Here is a 19,009-nt window from a genome sequence, read left to right as displayed (position 1 = left end):
CCACATCACCGCAGGACTTGACGCACAGACCCCGGGCGTCAGGACCACACGACTTGTTCGTCCGCGCACGTCCTCGCATGTCGCTTCGGGAGCTGGCGTGTGCTCGCACCCGAAGCCATGCGAAGACGTTGTCGGCGCCGTGTCGTAGGCACGAATGCCATTGCTCACAGCCGAAGCCGCCCTGCAATGCAATCGCGCCCGACGCCGTCGCGTCCATCGCTACCCAGCCCGCGGTTCGTGACGATCGCGATCCGCCCCTTGTCTCGGGCCAGGGTGTGTCGCTTGTACGTCAAATCCGAATTTCGGTAAAGTGGAATATTTTTGCCGGGTGCACTTGACCGGCCAAGGCGGCACACTTTCACGCAGTGTTTCGCCCTTTGGCGCACCGCGCTCCAGGGAGGCGTCTGGAGCTATCCGCCAGAAGCAACATTGTTCCGAAATTGTGATGCGATGTCTTTTGGCCATGCCATTTCGTGAGTATGATGCAACTGAAGAGTCCCACACCTAGCGGGGACACGTTCAGGGAGAGTCGCCATGGCTGTAGCAGGGACAGCTCGGTGGACGTGGATTTGGCCAGGGCTGGCGTGGGGCGTCCTGTTGATCAGTTTCGTTCTCGGCAAAGGCGGGGTCATCGACGCCGCCGCCGGAGCGGCTCTGTTCGGCACGGTCTTCGCCGCCGTGTATCACGCCGAGGTGGTCGCTCACCGCGTCGGCGAGCCGTTCGGCACGCTGATCCTGGCGTTGGCCGTGACGGTGATCGAGACGGCGCTCATCGTCTCGGTGATGATCGGCGCGCCTGCCGAGAAGGCCGGGCTGGCCCGCGACACGGTTTTCGCGGCAGTCATGATCGTCTGTAACGGCATCGTAGGTGCTTGTCTGCTGTGGGGCGGCGTGCGCCACCATGAACAGGGCTTCCAGGCGCAAGGCGCCAGTGCCGCTCTCGCCGTGCTGGTGGCTCTCACCAGCCTCACGATGGTGCTTCCGAACCTTGCAGCCCAAGAGCTCGGTCCGCTGTACAACACCTCGCAGCTCATCTTTGCCGCGCTTGCGTCCTTGATTCTGTACCTCGCGTTCGTCTTCGTTCAGACGGTCAGACACCGTGACTATTTCCTGGCCGCGAAAGGTGCCGCGGCCGACGAGCATTCGCCTCCTCCGGCCAACGGAACGACCAGCCTGAGCGCCGCTCTCCTCGTCGTCTCCCTTGTGGCCGTCGTGGGGCTTGCGAAAGTCCTTACCCCCAGCGTGGAGCGCGCCATCGATTATCTCCAGGTCCCTAAGGCAGTCGTCGGCACGATCATCGCCGCACTCGTTCTTCTTCCGGAGGCAGTGGCGGCCGTCAAGGCGGCCCAAAGCGACCGGCTTCAGACCAGTCTCAACCTCGCCCTCGGCTCGGCGCTCGCGACCATCGGCCTGACCATTCCCGCCGTCGCGGCTGTCTCGATCGTCATGGGATATCGGCTCGAACTCGGGTTGGACATAAAGGATTTGGGGCTGCTCATGCTCACGCTGCTGTTGAGTGTCATCACACTCGGCACCGGGCGGACCACGGTGCTGCAGGGCGTCGTGCATCTGGTCATCTTCGCCGCGTTTCTGTTTTTCGCGGTAGTGCCGTGAGCTCGCGGAACGACGCCGCCAGGCCGAAGGATCAAATTCAATAGGATTCGAGGAGCGCTCGATGATCCGACATCTTACGCGATTTGGCATCTTGACGCTCCTTGTCGTCGGCTTGCAGGGCTGCGGGGAAAAGAAGAAGGAGGCGAGCGAACAGCCGGTCCGCGGTCTGCGCGCCTACAAGGTGGCCGCGACGGCGGAAAGCCGCGTTCGGCGCTTCCCGAGCGTTCTGCAGCCGGCCGACGTCAGCAGCCTCTCCTTCGAGATCGGGGGCCAGCTGAAGGCCGTCGGCCTCACCGTCGGCCAGAAGGTGCAACTCGGCGACGTTCTTGCCGAAATCGATCCGAGATCGCTGCAGAGCCAGGTGGACCAGGCCAGCGCGGGCGTGCAGCAGGCGCAGGCGCAGCTCGACAACGCCCAGTCCGATTTCCAGCGCAAGGAAGAACTCCTCAAGCGCGGCGTCGCGACCCAGGCGGCTTTCGAGCAGTCTAACGCCACCTTGCTCAGCTCGAGAGCCCAGCTCGACCAGGCGCGCCGCCAGCTCGAATTGGCCGATCAAAACCTTGATCGCAGCAAGCTGCTGGCTCCCTTCGCCGGGACCATCGCTCGCGTGGAGGTCAAATCCTTCGCGCAGGTCGCTGCGGGGCAGCCGGTCGCTACCCTCTACAGCGACGACAGCTTCGAAATGTCCTTTCTGGTGCCGGCCGCGACCTTCCAGAGCCTGAAGGTCGGGCAGAAGGTGGCCATCAAGGTCGCCGATAAGCCCGATCTTCCGCTCAAGGGCGAGATCAGGGAGCTCGGGTCCAAAGCCGAGCAGGTATCGGCGTTCCCGGTTGTGGTCAGGCTGGACAACGATGCCCCTGGTCTGAACGCCGGTATGTCGGTCGAGGTCGCGATCGAAGAACCGTTGGTCGTGGGCCGCAGCGGGTTTCTCGTTCCGCTCACCGTGCTGGTGCCCGAAGGCGGAAAGATCCTGCAGAACACCGGTACGGTGTTTCGCTACGACGAGGCAAGTTCGACGGTGAAGAAGAGCACCGTCACCGTTGGCGGAATCCGGGACAATCGTCTCGTCGTGGTGGAGGGCGTCAAGCCTGGGGACGTCCTCGCCTCGGCAGGGGTGTCCTACCTCTCGGACGGACAAAAGGTGAAGCTGCTTCCGTTCGAGGAGGCGGGACCGTGAATCTTCTCACCCGGTTCGGGCTGGCGGGGTCCCGATTCACGATCATGGCCATGATCGGTCTGCTGATTGCCGGCATCGGGCTCTATCCGAACTTCCCTAAACGCGAAGACCCGGTCATCGTCATCCGGACGGCGGTTGTGTCGGCCCTTTTTCCGGGCATGGCGCCCGAGCGAATGGAGAATCTGGTCGCCGTTCCCGTCGAGCGAAAAGTACGCGAGCTCGCTGAGGTCAAGGACATCCGAACGCTTGCCGGCGAAGGATCCCTGACCATCTATGTCGACCTGAAGGACGAAATCGCGAACGTCAACGCCACCTGGCAGCGACTGCGCGACAAGATGGCCGACGCCAAGATCGAGCTGCCCGATGGGGTGGTCGGACCGTTCGTCAACAGCGACTTCGGCGATGTCGCAATCGCGACCATCGCCATCACAGGGGAAGGCTTTTCCCCCCGCGAACTGAAGGACGCGGCCGAGGACTTTCGGAAGAAGCTCTATCAGATCGGTGGCATCTCAAAAGTGGAGCTTCACGGCGTGCAGGACGAGCGGGTATGGCTCGAACTCGATACCCGGAAGATGGCCGCCATCGGCGTTCAGGTCAACGCGTTGATCAAGGATCTCCAGGGACAGAATGTCGTGCTGCCGTCCGGCAACATCAACGCCGACGGCACGCGCCTTCTGCTCGAGACCTCCGGCGATTTTCCAAACGTGCGGGCGATCGAGACCATGCTCACGCGGGTCGGGACCACCGACAGCCTGGTTAGGCTTGCCGATATCGTCACGGTCCGCCGAGACTACGTCTCCCCGAAGGTCAAGCCGATCTATTTCAATGGTCGTCCCGCCGTGGTCCTCAGCGTCATTATGCAGCCGGACCAGGACGTCACGCAGCTTGGAGTCAAGCTCCGTGCGGCCGCAGGCGACTATGAGGAGCGCCTTCCGATCGGCTACGCCGTCTCTTTCGCGACCTACCAGGCCGATCAGGTCAGCGCCTCCGTCAATTCCGCCCTCTCGAGTGTGGCCCAGACTTTCGTCGTCGTGGCAGTGCTGGTGATCGTTTTTCTGGGCCTGCGGGCGGGCACTATCGCGGCGATGATCGTTCCCTTCGCCGTGATGTTTTCGTTGATCGGCATGCGGGCGCTGGGGATCGCGCTGGAGCAGGTCTCGATCGCGGCGATCATCATCGCGCTCGGTCTCCTGGTCGACAATGGCGTCGTCATCGTCGAGGACATCGTCAGCCGGATCGGCCGCGGAGTGCCTTCCGAGGAGGCCGGCCTAGCCTCCGGAGAGCAGTATGCGCTGCCGCTCCTGATCTCCTCGATCACCACCATCGCAGCGTTCTTGCCGCTCATGCTGCTATCGGGCGCGTCTGGCGAGTATGCGTTTTCGCTGGCGGCCGTGGTGGCGCTCACGCTTGGCGGCTCCTGGATCACGGCGATGTACATTCTTCCCGCCCTGACCGTGTGGCTGATCGGCCGGGGGGCTGGATCTGCTGAGGAGGATGCGGCGCCGTCTCGCCTGCAGCGGCTCTATGCCTCCGCGCTCGGCTCGGCCTTGCGCTTCTCTCCTATCGTCCTGGCCGGTTGCATTGCGCTCGTCGTAATTGCGCTTACTCAATTCCCGCGCATCCCGAAGGAGATGTTTCCGCTCAGCGAACGTAGCCAATTCCTGATCTACATGAATATGCCTGACGGGACCGACATCTCGCAAACGGAAGATCGCGCGCGCGAGATCGAACGGTGGCTCGGGGACAGAAGGGCCAATCCGGAGATCTCCAGCGAAATCCTGTACGTGGGTGACGGCGGGCCGAGATTCTATCTCACTCTGACCCCAGTCCCGCCAGATCCGGCGTCCGCGTTCTTCCTTGTCAACACGACGGACTACCAGGCTGCGGTGCGTGCGGCCGATCGTGCCTGGAAATATCTTTATGCCAATCACCCGGAAGCAAGCTTCAAGATCAAGCGGCTGGCGATGGGAGCCGTCGAATCGGGCGTCGTGGAGCTGGAGATATCGGGCCCGGACGGTGATCGGCTGCTCGCCTTCAGCGAACGGGTTCGATCCCTATTGCAGGCGGCGCCGAACGTCCGTGAGAACGATGACGACTGGGGCAACAAGATCGTCAAGGTGGTCGTCGAGATCGACCAGGACCGTGCGCGCCAGCTTGGAGTCACCTCTGAGGAAGTCACTCGGCTCCTGAACACGTATTTCACCGGCACCGCGGTGTCGATCTACCGGGAAGGCGATAACTCGATCCCGATCGTGCTGCGCGCCGGCGCGTACACCTCGCAGAGCTTGGAAGGCCTCACCAGCGCCACCTTCGCAAAGAGCGGCGGCCTCATCTCGCTGGCGCAGGTCGCGAGGCTGAAGCCGGGGTTCGACTTCGCGCGGATCCGCCGCAAGAACCAGGAACGGACGATCACCGTGACCGCCCGCAGCACCTCCCTGACGGCCGGGCAGCTATTGGAAACGATTCAGCCCAGGCTCAACGAGATGGACATGACGGGGGGATATCACGTGACCGTCGGCGGCGAGATCCAGAAAAGCGCGGAGACGAACCAGAAGCTCGCTGCGGGCTTTCCGATCGCACTTGCAGTGATGGTGCTGGCGATCATCCTGCAGTTCAACTCCTTCCGGCGCACGCTTCTGACGTTCATGAGCATACCGCTCATCCTGATTGGGATTCCGTTCGGCCTGCTGGCGGCCGGACAACCGCTCTCGTTCTTCGGCACCCTCGGCATCATCAGCCTGTCGGGCATCATCATCAACAACGCCATCGTTCTGATCGATCAGATCGATATCGAGCGAGAGACGCTTCCGCTGCGGGAAGCCATCGTAGCTGCGTCGGGAAAGCGTCTTCGTCCGATCCTCCTGACGTCGGCCACCACCGTCCTTGGGCTCGCACCCATGGCCGTCTCCGGCGGCGCGTTGTGGCAACCCATGGCGGTGCTCATGATGTCCGGGCTTGCTGTCGCCTCGCTCCTGACCCTGTTCTTCGTTCCGGCTGGATATTTCGTACTTTTTGGGATTCCTTCTCCCGGAGGCAAGAAAGCCTTTTTCAAATTCATTGCCGGTCCTAGCTCACGTTCCGGTTGACGCAGCCGAACTCGGCTTGGCCCATTTTGCGACCTCATGGAGGCAGCCTTTAAGCCGATGCTTGGAGGCTAAATCAGCCCCGCCAGCCGCAGCGCCAAGCCCGCCGCGCAGCTGCCCGCCAGCACCGTCAGCATCCCCAGCTTGAAGCGAAAGATCGCGGTCGCGGCCGCGACCGACAGCACGAGCGCCGGCACATCGACGCTCGTCAGCACCGGCATGTCGAAGGCAAACGGGAAGCTGTGCACCGGCACGGTCTCGCGGAACAGGGTGTGCAGCGCGAACCAGATCGAGAGGTTGAGGATCACGCCGACGACGGCAGCCGTGATCGCACTGAGCGCGCCACCGAGGCCCTTGTTGCCGCGCAGCCGTTCGACGTAGGGGGCGCCGACGAAAATCCAGAGGAAGCAGGGCGTGAAGGTGACCCAGGTCGCGAGCAGCCCGCCGAGCGTCGCCGCGAGCATCGGTGACAGACCGCTGGCGTCGCGGTAGGCGGCCATGAAGCCCACGAACTGGAGCACCATGATCAAGGGGCCCGGTGTGGTCTCGGCCATGCCGAGACCGTCGAGCATCTCGTGCGGCTTGAGCCAATGATAATGTTCGACTGCTTGCTGGGCGACATAGGCCAGCACCGCATAGGCGCCGCCGAAGGTGACCAGCGCCATTTTCGAGAAGAACAGCGCGATGTGGCTGAAGACATTGTCTTGTCCAATAGCGAGCAACAGCGCGATCACCGGCACCAGCCAGAGCGCCAGCCACAACGCGCCGACGCGAATCGTGCGCGCGGTGTTGGGGCGTACATGCTCGGGCACGGCGTCGCCGAGCATGCTGTCGATCACGGCGCTGCTGCCGGCAGGGCCGTGACCGGCCGGCGCGAATTCCGGATGGCCCTGTTTGGCACCGATATATCCGATGATTCCGGCGGCGATGATGATGACCGGGAAGGGGATCGCGAAGAAGAAGATCGCGACGAAGGCTATCGCGGCAAGCGCGATCATGATGCGGTTCTTCAGCGCGCGCTTGCCGACGCGCACCACCGCCTCGACGACGATGGCGAGCACGGCGGCCTTCAAGCCGAGGAACAGAGCCTCGACGAAGCTGACATTGCCGTAGGCGGCGTAGACGTAGCTCAGTCCCATGATGGCGATGATGCCGGGCAGGATGAACAGCCCGCCAGCCATCAGCCCGCCGGCGGTGCGATGCATCAGCCAGCCGACATAGGTCGCAAGCTGCTGTGCTTCCGGGCCCGGCAGCAGCATGCAGTAATTGAGCGCGTGGAGGAAACGGGCTTCCGAGATCCAGTTCTTCTCCTCGACCAGGATGCGATGCATGACCGCGATCTGGCCCGCGGGCCCGCCGAAACTCAGGCAGGCGACACGGAGCCAGACGCGAAAGGCTTCACTGAAGCTGACGCCGTGACCGGCATCAGCTCCTGTTTCGATCGTACGAGTATCCATCAAGCCTTCGCCTTGTTGGTCGGCCAATTGTGGGTCTCGGAGGTGGCGTCACGGCACCAGCGATAGAAGGCGTCGTAGAGCAGCATGCCGGCCTCGAGCTGTTCGAGGTCGTCATCATACATCCGCGACAGCCCGAGCGAAGCTGCGAGCAGGCCGGGCGCCTCCGGCGCAAGGTCGGGCCGCCCGGTGTCGGCGCCGCGCACCAGCGTTGCGAGCCGGAGCAGCGCCGGCGCTGCAATCCCGAACTCCTCGATCATCACATCGAAGGTGCAGAGCTCGCCACGGTGGCTCCAGAACACGTTCTCGATATCGAACGGGGCTGCCTTGAAGCGTTCGCCGACGGCAACCACTTCGGACGGAGCCACGAATAGGAACACCGCGTTTGGATCGACGAAGCGGCGGATCAGCCAGGGGCAGGCGATGCGGTCGACCTTGGGCCGCGCCCGCGTCACCCAGACGGTGCGTCCCTTGGCGTCGCGCGGCGGCAGCTTGCGGGTGTCGAGCAGCGGCAGTTTTGCCGCCTTCCAGCCCTCGAAACCGCCCTCCAGCGTCTCGGCTTGCACGCCGAGCTGCCTGAGCCAGGCCGCCGTGCCCTGTGCGAGCTTTTCGCCGCGCAGGCACGAGACGATCGCGGAACGGCCCGCGAAGTTGGCGCCCCAGTCGGGAACATTGTCGTGGCTGAGCTTGATCGAACCCGGGATCAACCGCCGGTCGGCGGCAAAATCCTCGTCGGTGCGCACGTCGATCAGGGCAGGGGCGTTCGCCGTGCCGATCAACCGTGCCAGTTTGTCAGATGATATCGTGGTGTAGGAAGACATGATGCGCCCTCGTGAAAAACAACGGGACGCGATACTTGGGCATGTCGCCTCGTGGGGAGATCGCTCAAATCCCCATGGCCTTCATTACACCGAAACGGCACCTACCTGTCAATCGGCTCATTCCGGCGATTTTGCCCAGAAGACTCGCAGGTCTATATTAGGGGGCAACGGCCCGGGCCTTTCGGAGACTTTGCGATGCATTCCCATTCCATCGAACAATGGACCCATGACCACGCCTTTCTGGGCGAGAAGCACGACGAGAACGAGCGGCGCACCTGGCTCGTCGTCATCCTGACGCTGGTCATGATGGTCGGCGAGATCATCGCCGGCTCGCTGTTCGGCTCGATGGCGCTGCTCGCCGACGGCTGGCACATGGGCACGCATGCGGCGGCGCTGGGGATTGCCGCGTTCGCCTATCGCTTTGCGCGGCGGCACCTGGGGAGCTCGCATTTCAGCTTCGGCACCGGCAAATTTGGCGACCTCGCCGCCTTCGCCAGCGCGATCATCCTCGGCCTGATCGCGGTCGAGATCGCCTATGAGAGCGTGCTGCGGCTGATCAATCCGGTGCCGATCGTCTATGGCGAGGCGATCGTGGTCGCTGCCCTCGGCCTGTGCGTCAATCTCGCCAGTGCCTGGCTGCTCCGCGATAACCATGGTCATCACCATCACGGCCATGCGCATGATGATCACGATGATCATGACCATGATCATCACCGCCATCATCACGACAACAATCTCCGCGCGGCCTATGTCCACGTCATGGCGGACGCGGCGACCTCGGTGCTGGCGATCGCCGCGCTCGTGATCGCCATGTATTCGGGATGGGCCTGGGCCGATCCGGCGGTCGGCCTGATCGGCAGTGCCGTGATCGCAAGCTGGGCGTTCGGTCTGATCAGGACATCAGGCGCGGTGCTGCTCGACGTACGCGCCGATGAGAAGCTGGAGCGCGTGATCCGGGCGCGCATGGAGATCGGTGACGACCGCGTCACCGATCTGCATCTGTGGCAGGTCGGCCCTGGCCATTGCGCCGTGCTGGTCTCGGTGGTGTCGGACCAGCCGAAGAAGCCGGCGGTCTACAAGAAGCGGCTCGCCGGGCTGAAGGGGCTGAGCCACGTCACCGTCGAGGTCGAGACCTGCCCGCATTGAAGCGGTCTGCGGGAATTCTGCGAACGGACCGGGGTTGATCCTCGGTCACAGCCGACAATGGCTGCAAGGGAGGAACGAATGACGCCAAAGATCACGCTCGCTCTCGCCGTCGCCGCGCTCGCTCTGTCCGGCCATGCGGCGCTCGCGCAATCGGAAAAGACCGGTGTCGAAAAGCTCTACGTGCTCAATTGCGGGGAGGGCACCGCCGGCGACATCTCGCGCTGGACGCCCGGCCTCAACGAGGGCAAGACGATGGACTTCGTCGACAGCTGCTATCTCGTCAAGCACGCCAAGGGCTGGTTCCTGTGGGATACCGGCATCACCGACGCAGTCGCCGCGATGCCCAATGGACTTACGCCCGCCGATCCCAAGGCGGTGACCTGGCGCCGGCCCAAGACGCTTGCCGCCCAGCTCGAACAGCTCGGCCTCAAGCCGGATGACGTCAAGATGATGGCCGTCTCGCACACCCATCCCGACCACACCGGCAATGTCGAGCTGTTCCCGCAAGCCACGCTCTACGTGCAGAAGGCCGAGTATGACTGGCCCGGCGCCAACAACGAGCCGCGATTCAAGCCGTCGCATCCGGTCGAGCTGCTTGCGGGCGACAAGGACGTGTTCGGCGACGGCAGCGTGACCATCCTGTCGACGCCCGGCCATACACCGGGACACCAATCGCTGCTGGTGAAGCTGCCGAAGACCGGCGCCGTCGTGCTGTCGGGCGATGCGGTGCACTTCAAAGACAATTGGGACAACCGCCGTGTGCCCAGCATGAACGCCAACAAGGACCAGAGCGCGGCCTCGATGCAGAAGATCGCCGACACGCTCGGCAAGGAGAAGGCACAGCTCTGGATCAACCACGACAAGTCCCAGCGCGACAGCCAGAAGATGTCGCCCGAGTTTTACGATTAGCTTCCCGCGAGGCCCCTGTTGCCACTACGGTGGCAGCAGGGGCCTGCTAGCGCCCTCGCCAAGCTCCGCAACGGGAGACGATTGTGGGTGAGTGGGCCGGGGTTGCGATCGCGCTGGCGTCGAGCAGCCTTGGCGGCACAGCCGCGGCGATCACCCGCTATCTGGTCGGCGGCGCCGATCCGATCCTGCTCGCGATCCTGCGCTGGGGGATCGGCTTTCTCTGCCTGCTGCCGTGCGCGGTTCTGCTCGGCGTGCGCTGGCCGCAGCGGTCCGACTGGCCGGCCGTGGCGCTGCTCGGCATCTGTTTTTTCGGCCTGTTCTTCATCCTCTACAACATCGCGGTCTCCTACACGACCGCCGCGCGCGCCAGTCTCGCGCTGGCGACGCTGCCGCTCCACACCATGGTGGTCGGCGCGATTCTCGGCGTCGAGCGGCTGACGGCGCGCAAGATCATCGGTGTCGGGATCGCGGTGTTCGGCGTGGCGGCGGCGCTGGCCGCGGGTCTGGCGCAAAGCCCGCCCGGGGCTTGGCGCGGCGAGCTGATCATGACCGGTGCCGTGTTCTGCATGGCGTTCTACAACGTCCTGTCGCGTCCGCTGATGCAGCGCTCCAGCCCAGTCGGCTTTCTCACGGTCGGCATGGGCGCGGGCGCCGCCGTTCTGGTGCTGGCGGGTCTGGTGAAAGGCAGTTTCGCAGCGCTCGGGCACTTCACGACGGCGCAGTGGATTGCCGGAATTTATCTGGGCATCGGCGGCGGTGCGCTCGCCTTCATCCTCTGGGTCATGGCGCTGGCGCGCGCGACGCCGACGCGCGTCGCCAATACGATGACGGTCAACCCGATTGCAGCCACCTTGCTCGCCGCGCTGCTGATCGGCGAGCCGATCACGCCAAATCTCCTGATCGGGCTGGTCGCCGTGTTCGCCGGCATCTGGATCGCGACCGGCGAAACGAAGCCGGCCTAGCTGCGCGGTGCAGTCACGGCGGGCGGGCTCGCGTCCGGCGTCTTCCTCGGCTTCAGCGAGCCGGCGTAGAAGGAGATCAGCCAGACCAGGATGATGGCGAGGAGATAGACACCCCAGGCCTGCGGCGGCGTGGTCGCCCAGCGCAGGAGGCCTTTGAATGTGCGGGGCGGGCGCGTGTCTTCGGTCATGCTGCGCTTGTGCGCGAAAGCTCCCGCCCGGTCAATCCGGCCGCGGTTGCGCGCGGATCATGAACAGCGCGGCCAGGGCCGAGAGGCTGAGCGCGGAGGAGACGATCAGCACCTTGGCGCCCATGACGTCGATGAGGAGGCCGAAGGCCAGCGGCGCGACGGCCTGCGCCATCCGTGCCGGCGCGCCAATGATGCCGAGCCGATAGCCGAAATCCTTGGGGCCGAAGATCGACAGCGGCAGCGTGCCGCGCGCGATGGTCAGGATGCCGTTGCCGGAGCCGTGGAACAGCGCAAACGCACTGGCCGCGGCGCCGCCGAAGATCGCCACGACCACCGCGCCGATCGGGTGGGTGAGGCAGGCGAGCCGCGTCGACCACAGCGGATGAAAGCGGCTGAGGAAGCCCGCTTCCAGAACCCGCGCGGCCACTTGCGCGGGGCCGATCAGCGCACCGGCCGCGATCGCCTCGACCGGCGTCGCGCCTGTGGTCTCCAGGATGCGCGGGAAATGCGCGGCCATCGCGCCGGTGACGGTCCAGACCGCCGCAAAGATGAAGGCGAGCAGCACCATGGTGCGGTCGAGCGGCAGATGCGGCTTCGCCGCTGTCGCTGCGGCCTGCCTGGCGCCCTTGATCGTCGGCAGCACGAAGAAATTCAGGGGCAGGCCGATCAGGATATTGGCGGCCGCCCAGGCAAAGCACGTCTCGCGCCAGCCGATATGGGCGAGGCCCCAGGCGGTGAGCGGCCAGCCGACGGTCGATGCAAAGCCCGCCATCAGCGTGATGCCGGTGATCGGCCTGCGCGCCTCGGTGCCGTAGATGCGGCCGAGCGCGGCGAAGGCGGCATCGTAAAGCCCCATCGCCATGCCGATGCCGAGCACGAGCCAAGCCATCGCCATCACCGCCACCGATTGCGAGAGGCCGAGCAGAATGAGGCCGGCGGCGATCGTCAGGTTCGACACCGAGAGGACCTGCCGGCCGCCGACCAGATCGATCTGTCGCCCGATGCGCGGGCCGAGCAGCGCTGAGATCACCAGCGAGGCCGAGAACGCGCCAAAGACCCAGTTGGAGGAGATGCCGAGATCGCGCGCCATGGGATCGGCGAGCAGCGCCGGCAGATAGTAGCTGGAGGCCCAGGCCAGGGTCTGCGTGGTACCGAGCGCCAGGATGATCGGAAGCTGGCGCTGGCTCATATCCCCGTATTTCTGATCGGCGGTGTCATCGTTCGCATTTGCCGCTCGAGGCGGGAGCGCGTCAACAGCGTCCGCGACATATGCGACCTGCCGCGGGTGGGAGCCTTGACGCAAGCTCGGCGCGCCGCCTTTCGCTCGTCACGAATGCACGGCATAATGGCGCATGCAATTGACCTCGCGCCTTGCGCTGATGAACTGGTTGGCCGGCCAGGGGCTCACCGGCCTGCCCGAACCCGAACTGCTGCGCGGCTTCTGCGAGCGCTGCCGCGCCGAGGGGCTGGAACTCTCGCGTGGGCTTGTCGTCATCGACACGCTGCACCCGATCTACGAGGGGCGCGCCTTCCGTTGGAGCGATACACCGACCAACGAGAGCGACGTCGTCGAATACGGCTCGACGGCCGAGGGCGACGCGGCCAACAATTGGCGCCGGTCGGTGTTCTATCATTTGCTCGAGCATGGTCACGACGAGATGGTGATCGACCTCGCCGACGCGCCCTCGCTCGATTTTTCGCAGATCGGCGAGCTCGCCGAAACCGGTCACCGCCATTTCCTGGCCTTCGTGCACCGCTTCGGGGAGACCGGAGCGCTCGGGCAGATGGACTGCCTCTACTCCTCGTGGACAACGCGACGCGAGGTTGGCTTTACCGACGCCGAGCTCACGGCGCTGCGCGATCTCGTGCCGGTGCTGGGGCTCGCGATCAAGTCGGCGCAGCAGGTCGACATCGCGCGCACGCTCGGCCGCGTCTATCTCGGACGCGATGCCTCAGAGCAGGTCTTGAGCGGACGTATCTCGCGCGGCGTCACCGAGCGCATCAACGCCGTGCTGTGGTATTCGGATCTGCGCGGTTCGACCGGCATCAGCGAGAGCATCGGCCCCGACGAGATCATCCCGTTCCTCAACGACTATGCGCAGGCCGTGATCGATGCGATCCACGACGCCGGCGGCGACGTCTTGAAGCTGATCGGCGACGGCGTGCTCGCGATGTTCACCGGCGAGGACATGGCGCATGCCCGGCGCGCGGCCCTGCGCGCCGAGCATTTGTTCCGCAAGAACGTCGCTGCGCTGAACCTGCGGCGGGGCGCCGAGGGCCGTCCCACCACGTCCGCCTATATCGGCCTGCATGTCGGCGAGGTCTTCTACGGCAATATCGGCAGCGAGGACCGGCTCGATTTCACCGTGGTCGGTCCGACCGTGAATGAGGTCAGTCGCATCGCCTCGATGAGCCGTTCGGTCGATCGCGAGCTGCTGGCCTCGGCGGAGTTCTACAAGGGCCTCGACGCCGCCGGCCGGCGCTATCTCGTCTCCACCGGCCGCTACGCGTTGCGCGGCATCGGCCGCGCGCAGGATCTCTACACGCTCGATCCGGAGGTGGACGCGAGCGAGCCGGTGACGGGCAGCTACGAGCGGTATCTGGCGGGCTAGGCTAGCTGCACCCCCAATGTCGTCCTGGCGAAAGCCAGGACCCATAACCACCGACGCTAGTTTTGCGAAGACTCGTAGTTGGCGATTTTTGCCAAACTGCTCCCTGGGGTAATGGGTCCTGGCTTTCGCCAGGACGACGCCGGAGAAATTGCCTAACACCGCGCCACCGCCTCATCGCCCACCATGTCCGGCTGCCGGTCCAACGCCACCGCGGGCGAGAGCCAAATGACCAGCGCCTGCACGCCGAACACGGCGGCGGCGAGATACAGGCAGGCTTCCGCGCTCCAGAGGCCGCCGACGATCGCACCCAGCGCCGAGCCGACCGGGCGGGCGCCGTAGCTCATGATGTTGATGGCGGAGACGCGGCCGAGCAGGCGAGGCGGCGTCACCGACTGGCGCAGCGTCGTGGTCGAGATCACCCACAGGATCGGTCCGACGCCGAGCAGGAAGAAGCTCAAGGCCGCAAGCCAGGGCGAGGGGACCAGCACCGTCAGGGCCATCACCATTGCGGCGACGAAGCCGGTGACGGGGCCAAGGCCGACGACCGTGCCGAACGCGATGCGCTTCATCACGCGCGTGGCGAACAGCGCGCCGATCACCATGCCGATGCCGTACATCGTCAGCACGATGCCGATGCCGGCGGCGGTCAGGCCGAGGTGACGTACGGCATAAGGCACGAACACCGCGATCTGCAGGAACCATCCGGTGTTGAAGATGAACTGGGTGATGAACACCGGCCCCAGCAGCGGATGGTGAAACACGAAGGCCGCGCCCTCGCGGATGTCCTGGAACGGATGCCGCCGTGGCGCCAGCGTGCGGTCGGGCTCGTAGATGCCGGAGAGCAGCACGACGGCGATCGCCGATAGCGCGGCCGCAAAGCCGAAGGCCGGGCTCGCGCCCCACCACCCGACCAGCACGCCGCCGAGCGCAGGGCCGCTGGCGAAGGCGACGGTGCGTGCGAGCTCGATCCGCGCATTGGCCGCCGGTAACAGGTCCGAACTCACCAGCGAGGGCACCAGTGCCGGCGCGGCCACGCTGTAGACGACGGTGCCGCACACGGCGGCAAAGCCGAGCAGCGCCAGCAGCGGCAGGTTGAGCGCGCCGAGTGCGAGCAGCAGCACGATCGCTGCAAGGGCCGCGGCCCGCAGCGCCTCGGCGCCCGCCATCAGAGACCGGCGGGAGATGCGGTCGGCCAGCAAACCGGCCGGGATGGCGAAGAGGACGAAGGGCAGGGTCAGCGCGGTCTGGAGCAGGCCGGTCTGGCCCTCGGCGACGCCGAGCGTCAGCACCGCGACGATGGGGGCCGCGGCCAGCGCGATCTGTTCGGCCGACTGTGCCGCCAGGTTCGACCAGGCGAGGCGGTTGAATGTCTCGGGGAGGCGCGGGGGAATTGACATGGCTCATTTCCTGCAAAGTCGGGTTGGCGCCACTATCCCCCTCCGACACGGCCAAACCCACCCGCTTCCCGACAGGGCGGCACATAGCGACCGCCACCGGAACGCACCCGGCTAGATGCAGTTGCAAATGAGTTGCAATAAGGCTCGACTTCGGTATTCTCGACCCATGGATGCTCGCTCTCCCGATCTGACCCGAGACGCCGCCGGCTGGCGCAATGATGCGCCTGCCACCAAGAGCCTGGCCGAGGTGAATGCCTCGGTCGCCCTCCCCATCGCGGGGGTGTGGTGGCGGCGCCTGCTCGCCTTTGTCGGCCCGGGCTATCTGGTCTCGGTCGGCTACATGGACCCCGGCAACTGGGCGACCGACCTCGCCGGCGGCTCCAAGTTCGGCTACACGCTGCTCTCCGTCATCCTGCTCTCGAATTTGATGGCGATCCTGCTGCAATCGCTGGCGGCACGGCTCGGCATCGTCACCGATCGCGACCTCGCGCAGGCCTGCCGCGCGACCTATTCGCCGGCCGTGAACTTTCTGCTCTGGCTTGCCTGCGAGGCGGCGATCATCGCCTGCGATCTCGCCGAGGTCATCGGCACGGCGATTGCGCTCAAACTCTTGTTCGGCATCCCCCTGATCGGCGGCGCGCTGATCGCCGCACTGGATGCCTTTTTGCTGCTCATCCTGATGAACCGTGGCTTCCGTTTCCTCGAGGCCTTCGTCATCGCGCTGCTCGTTGTGATCGCAGTCTGCTTCACCGTCCAGCTTGCCGCGGCAGCACCACCGGTGGCCGAGATGCTGAGGGGATTTGTGCCGAAGACCGAGATCTTCACTAACCCCGAGATGCTCTACATCGCGATCGGCATCATCGGTGCGACCGTGATGCCGCATAATCTCTATCTGCACTCCTCGATCGTGCAGACACGCGCTTATGAGCGCAACGACACCGGCCGGCGCGAGGCGATCAAATGGGCGACGACGGATTCGACCGTCGCCCTGATGCTGGCGCTGTTCATCAATGCCGCGATCCTGGTCGTGGCTGCCGCAACCTTTCACAAGAGCGGTCATTCCGACGTCGCCGAGATCGGCCAGGCCTTCGAGCTGCTGTCTCCACTGCTCGGCCTCGGCATCGCCTCGACGCTGTTTGCGGTAGCGCTGCTTGCCTCGGGCCTCAACTCGACCGTGACCGCGACGCTCGCCGGCCAGATCGTGATGGAGGGTTTTCTCGACCTGCGCCTGCCGAGCTGGGCGCGCCGGCTGCTGACCCGCGGCATCGCCATCATCCCCGTCATTATCGTCACCGCGATCTACGGCGAACGCGGCACGGCGGATTTGCTGGTGTTCAGCCAGGTCGTGCTGTCGATGCAGCTGCCTTTCGCCGTGATCCCGCTGGTCCGCTTCGTGTCCGACCGCCGCAAGATGGGCAAGTTCGCGATTCCAACGTGGGTCGCCGCGATCGCGTGGATCGTCGCCGGCATCATCGTGGTTTTGAACCTGAAGCTGCTCGCGGATACGCTGTTCGGGTGATCAATCAGGGCCGTGGCGGCGTTTCGGCTTGTATGGGCTGAGCGGATTGACGTCGTGGTCGACCTCTTTCACGCATTGCTAACTTTCGCGATGACTCGAGCCGGCGTGCCACTTGCCTGAACGAAGCTCGACCTTCCTCATCTCGGCGATCTTTAGGCACTTCCAGTCGCCTGCGCGAGGAAGTCCTTTGCTGGAGCCGCCAGAGAATTGGAAGGCAAGTGTGTATTCCTCGCCGTTCGTATGGCCCAGCAACGCGGGACAAATGGCGCGCGGGTGACCCTGATACGAGCAGTGCACCTGAAGTCGTTCGATAATGGCCCGGGCGATCAGATCGTAAGTCTGCGACAAGGATACCTCCGTAGTCACTCCTGCTTACGGCCCTTGCATATTGGTCGCCCGCGGGCGAACGGCTATGCCGATCAATCCTGCGGCTCGGACGCCGCGTCGCCTTGCGCGTCGATGCGCAGCCAGCCTGAGGGTGCGAGGCGCTGCTGCGGCAGGAAGCGGGCCTTGTAGTCCATCTTCTTCGAGCCTTCGATCCAATAGCCGAGATAGACGTAAGGTAGTCCTTGCCGGCGAGCGCGGGCGATGTGGTCGAGGATCATGAAGGTGCCCATCGAGCGGCTCACCTCGCCGGGCTCGAAGAACGAATAGACCATCGACAGGCCGTCGCTGAGCACGTCGGTCAGCGCGACCGCGATCAGCTCCTCGCCGCGGCCGGTGATGCCGCTGTCGGGACCGCGCTTGCGGTACTCGATGATGCGGGTCTCGACATGGCTGTCCTCGACCATCATGGCATAGTCGAGCACGGTCATGTCCGCCATGCCGCCATGGCGGTGACGGGAATCGAGATAGGCGCGGAACACCGAATATTGCTCGGAGGTCGGCACCGCGCTGCGCTGCTCGCCGATGATGTCGGCGTTGCGCGCGATCACCTTGCGGAAGTTGCGGGAGGGGCGGAACTCGTTGGCGATCACCCGGACCGAGACGCAGGCGCGACACTGGTCACAGGCGGGACGGTAGGCGATCGATTGGCTGCGACGGAAGCCGCCATGGGTCAGGAGGTCGTTGAGGTCACCGGCGCGCTCACCTACGAGGTGCGTAAACACCTTGCGCTCGTGCCGGCCCGGCAGATAGGGGCAGGGGGAGGGCGCCGTGAGGTAAAATTGTGGGGTGTCGCGCGAGTGCTGGGTCAAGGGACGTCGTGGGCCTCCAAAATGTGCGTCAGCATCGCGCTACGAAAGCTCCTGGTCAATCGGTCTACTCGGCAGGTCAGATCGGACAGCATAGCGGGTCCAGGTTGATAGGTTCTTGATCAGCGGGTCCTTGATCGAAAGATCGCTGATCAGTAGGTCCTGGCGCCTTGAGGCACCGGCGCACGAACGGAATTGTTGATCACGACCGTTCCCAGCACGAAATCCTGCAGCAAGCGCCTGCGGCCGTTGAACAGGCCGACCAGGACGACGAAAGGCGACAGGAACGAAACAGTCACCCAGAACAGCACCGCGTGGGTGGCGCCCAGCACGAAATAGCCGGGCGCGCCGTACCAGGTGCGCAGCTCCAGATCCATCACGCGCATGCCGATGGTCGCGGACGACGGACCGCCGATGCAGGCGCCGTAATAGACGATGGCCCAGATCACGGAGGCCGGCCAGGCCAGCCAGAACAGCGCCCAGCCGATGCCGAGGGTGACCACGCCGAACACCGCGATGAAGAGATAGCCGAGGATCACCGGTACCGAGATCACGACCATGTCGATCAGGAAGGCGAACACCCGCCGCGTCGCAACGCCGCGGAACAGTTCCGGGTGCAGATAGGGATCGTAGGCATGCGGCTGCGCCCCACCGTCATTGCGCCAGGTATTGCCCGAGTCCGAATACGACATGACCGTTCTCCCGAGGGAAACTCCCGTGGCAGGACTCCCGTGGAGGGACATGGGAACAGGCCGTCCGCGTGCCAAGGGTGCCGAGATTAACAAGCCGAAATATTCCGGCGATTCGGGGGCGGCGGAGGTGGGAGGAAAGGGCGCGGCGCCACACCAATAGTCGTCCCGGCGAAGGCCGGGACCCATAACCACGCAAAGCAGTTTGGCGAAGACTGGAAGTTGGTACGTTCGCCGGTATCGAT

Annotated in this window: 16 protein-coding genes; 8 read left to right on the top strand and 8 right to left on the bottom strand. The window is 64.8% G+C overall.

Going from position 1 to position 19,009, the window contains the following annotated elements; all coding sequences use genetic code 11:
* Positions 1-534 precede the first annotated feature (534 nt).
* The 3 genes from AC0L20_RS15900 to AC0L20_RS15890 all read left to right on the top strand — a co-directional run bounded on the left by AC0L20_RS15900 (position 535) and on the right by AC0L20_RS15890 (position 5,877).
* A complete protein-coding gene (locus AC0L20_RS15900) occupies positions 535-1,614 on the top strand; it encodes a calcium:cation antiporter (RefSeq protein WP_473289520.1) in 1,080 nt (359 codons plus the stop codon).
* 61 nt (positions 1,615-1,675) lie between these two features.
* A complete protein-coding gene (locus AC0L20_RS15895; RefSeq protein ID WP_473289518.1) occupies positions 1,676-2,791 on the top strand; it encodes an efflux RND transporter periplasmic adaptor subunit in 1,116 nt (371 codons plus the stop codon).
* Positions 2,788-5,877 carry an efflux RND transporter permease subunit gene (locus tag AC0L20_RS15890; protein WP_473289516.1) on the top strand — a complete coding sequence of 1,030 codons (3,090 nt, stop codon included), beginning with the start codon at positions 2,788-2,790 and terminating at the stop codon, positions 5,875-5,877. Before AC0L20_RS15895 ends, AC0L20_RS15890 begins: the two co-directional genes overlap by 4 nt.
* Positions 5,878-5,945: 68 nt before the next feature.
* Here the strand turns inward: AC0L20_RS15890 and chrA are convergent, their stop codons facing one another.
* Together chrA and AC0L20_RS15880 are read right to left on the bottom strand one after the other, a co-directional pair.
* Positions 5,946-7,331: a chromate efflux transporter gene (chrA, locus tag AC0L20_RS15885; protein WP_473289513.1), complete on the bottom strand. Its 1,386-nt coding sequence runs from the start codon at positions 7,329-7,331 to the stop codon at positions 5,946-5,948.
* Positions 7,331-8,149, bottom strand: coding sequence for a chromate resistance protein ChrB domain-containing protein (locus AC0L20_RS15880; protein WP_473289511.1), 819 nt, complete (start codon positions 8,147-8,149; stop codon positions 7,331-7,333). Before AC0L20_RS15880 ends, chrA begins: the two co-directional genes overlap by 1 nt.
* A 195-nt stretch (positions 8,150-8,344) precedes the next feature.
* On the opposite strand from AC0L20_RS15880, the gene dmeF reads away from it, so the two are divergent.
* The 3 genes from dmeF (at position 8,345) to AC0L20_RS15865 (ending at position 11,166) form a co-directional block, all read left to right on the top strand.
* Positions 8,345-9,295 carry a CDF family Co(II)/Ni(II) efflux transporter DmeF gene (gene dmeF / locus AC0L20_RS15875; RefSeq protein ID WP_473289509.1) on the top strand — a complete coding sequence of 317 codons (951 nt, stop codon included), beginning with the start codon at positions 8,345-8,347 and terminating at the stop codon, positions 9,293-9,295.
* Positions 9,296-9,373: 78 nt separating this feature from the next.
* Positions 9,374-10,204, top strand: a complete 831-nt coding sequence (locus AC0L20_RS15870) for an N-acyl homoserine lactonase family protein (RefSeq protein WP_473289507.1) — start codon at positions 9,374-9,376, stop codon at positions 10,202-10,204.
* Between the two features lie 83 nt (positions 10,205-10,287).
* Positions 10,288-11,166 (top strand): DMT family transporter, encoded by an 879-nt coding sequence (locus AC0L20_RS15865; RefSeq protein WP_473289505.1) that lies wholly within the window; start codon positions 10,288-10,290, stop codon positions 11,164-11,166.
* Here the strand turns inward: AC0L20_RS15865 and AC0L20_RS15860 are convergent.
* Both AC0L20_RS15860 and AC0L20_RS15855 read right to left on the bottom strand, forming a co-directional pair.
* The gene (locus AC0L20_RS15860) at positions 11,163-11,354 is read right to left on the bottom strand and encodes a hypothetical protein (RefSeq protein WP_027518339.1); all 192 of its coding nucleotides are present in this window, start codon (positions 11,352-11,354) and stop codon (positions 11,163-11,165) included. The genes AC0L20_RS15865 and AC0L20_RS15860 overlap by 4 nt on opposite strands.
* Before the next feature lie 31 nt (positions 11,355-11,385).
* Positions 11,386-12,543 carry an MFS transporter gene (locus tag AC0L20_RS15855; protein WP_473289503.1) on the bottom strand — a complete coding sequence of 386 codons (1,158 nt, stop codon included), beginning with the start codon at positions 12,541-12,543 and terminating at the stop codon, positions 11,386-11,388.
* Between the two features lie 163 nt (positions 12,544-12,706).
* On the opposite strand from AC0L20_RS15855, the gene AC0L20_RS15850 reads away from it, so the two are divergent.
* A complete protein-coding gene (locus AC0L20_RS15850; protein WP_473289501.1) occupies positions 12,707-13,966 on the top strand; it encodes an adenylate/guanylate cyclase domain-containing protein in 1,260 nt (419 codons plus the stop codon).
* A 152-nt stretch (positions 13,967-14,118) separates the two neighbouring features.
* Here AC0L20_RS15850 and AC0L20_RS15845 read toward each other — a convergent pair whose 3' ends face one another.
* A complete protein-coding gene (locus AC0L20_RS15845) occupies positions 14,119-15,363 on the bottom strand; it encodes an MFS transporter (RefSeq protein ID WP_473289499.1) in 1,245 nt (414 codons plus the stop codon).
* A 166-nt stretch (positions 15,364-15,529) separates the two neighbouring features.
* Here AC0L20_RS15845 and AC0L20_RS15840 point away from each other — a divergent pair, with 166 nt between their 5' ends.
* Entirely contained in the window at positions 15,530-16,882 is a 1,353-nt protein-coding gene (locus AC0L20_RS15840) for an Nramp family divalent metal transporter (protein WP_473289497.1), read from the top strand.
* 78 nt (positions 16,883-16,960) lie between these two features.
* Here AC0L20_RS15840 and AC0L20_RS15835 read toward each other — a convergent pair whose 3' ends face one another.
* The 3 genes from AC0L20_RS15835 to AC0L20_RS15825 all read right to left on the bottom strand — a co-directional run bounded on the left by AC0L20_RS15835 (position 16,961) and on the right by AC0L20_RS15825 (position 18,767).
* Positions 16,961-17,230 carry a hypothetical protein gene (locus tag AC0L20_RS15835; protein WP_473289495.1) on the bottom strand — a complete coding sequence of 90 codons (270 nt, stop codon included), beginning with the start codon at positions 17,228-17,230 and terminating at the stop codon, positions 16,961-16,963.
* Positions 17,231-17,301: 71 nt separating this feature from the next.
* A complete protein-coding gene (locus tag AC0L20_RS15830) occupies positions 17,302-18,078 on the bottom strand; it encodes an arginyltransferase (protein ID WP_007603416.1) in 777 nt (258 codons plus the stop codon).
* A gap of 149 nt (positions 18,079-18,227) precedes the next feature.
* Positions 18,228-18,767, bottom strand: coding sequence for an RDD family protein (locus AC0L20_RS15825; protein WP_473289493.1), 540 nt, complete (start codon positions 18,765-18,767; stop codon positions 18,228-18,230).
* Positions 18,768-19,009 lie beyond the last annotated feature (242 nt).

The organism is Bradyrhizobium sp. Kon58, assembly GCF_055807455.1.
The sequence above is the reverse complement of the archived record's forward strand: the minus strand, read 5'-3'. Positions and strand labels throughout refer to the sequence as shown.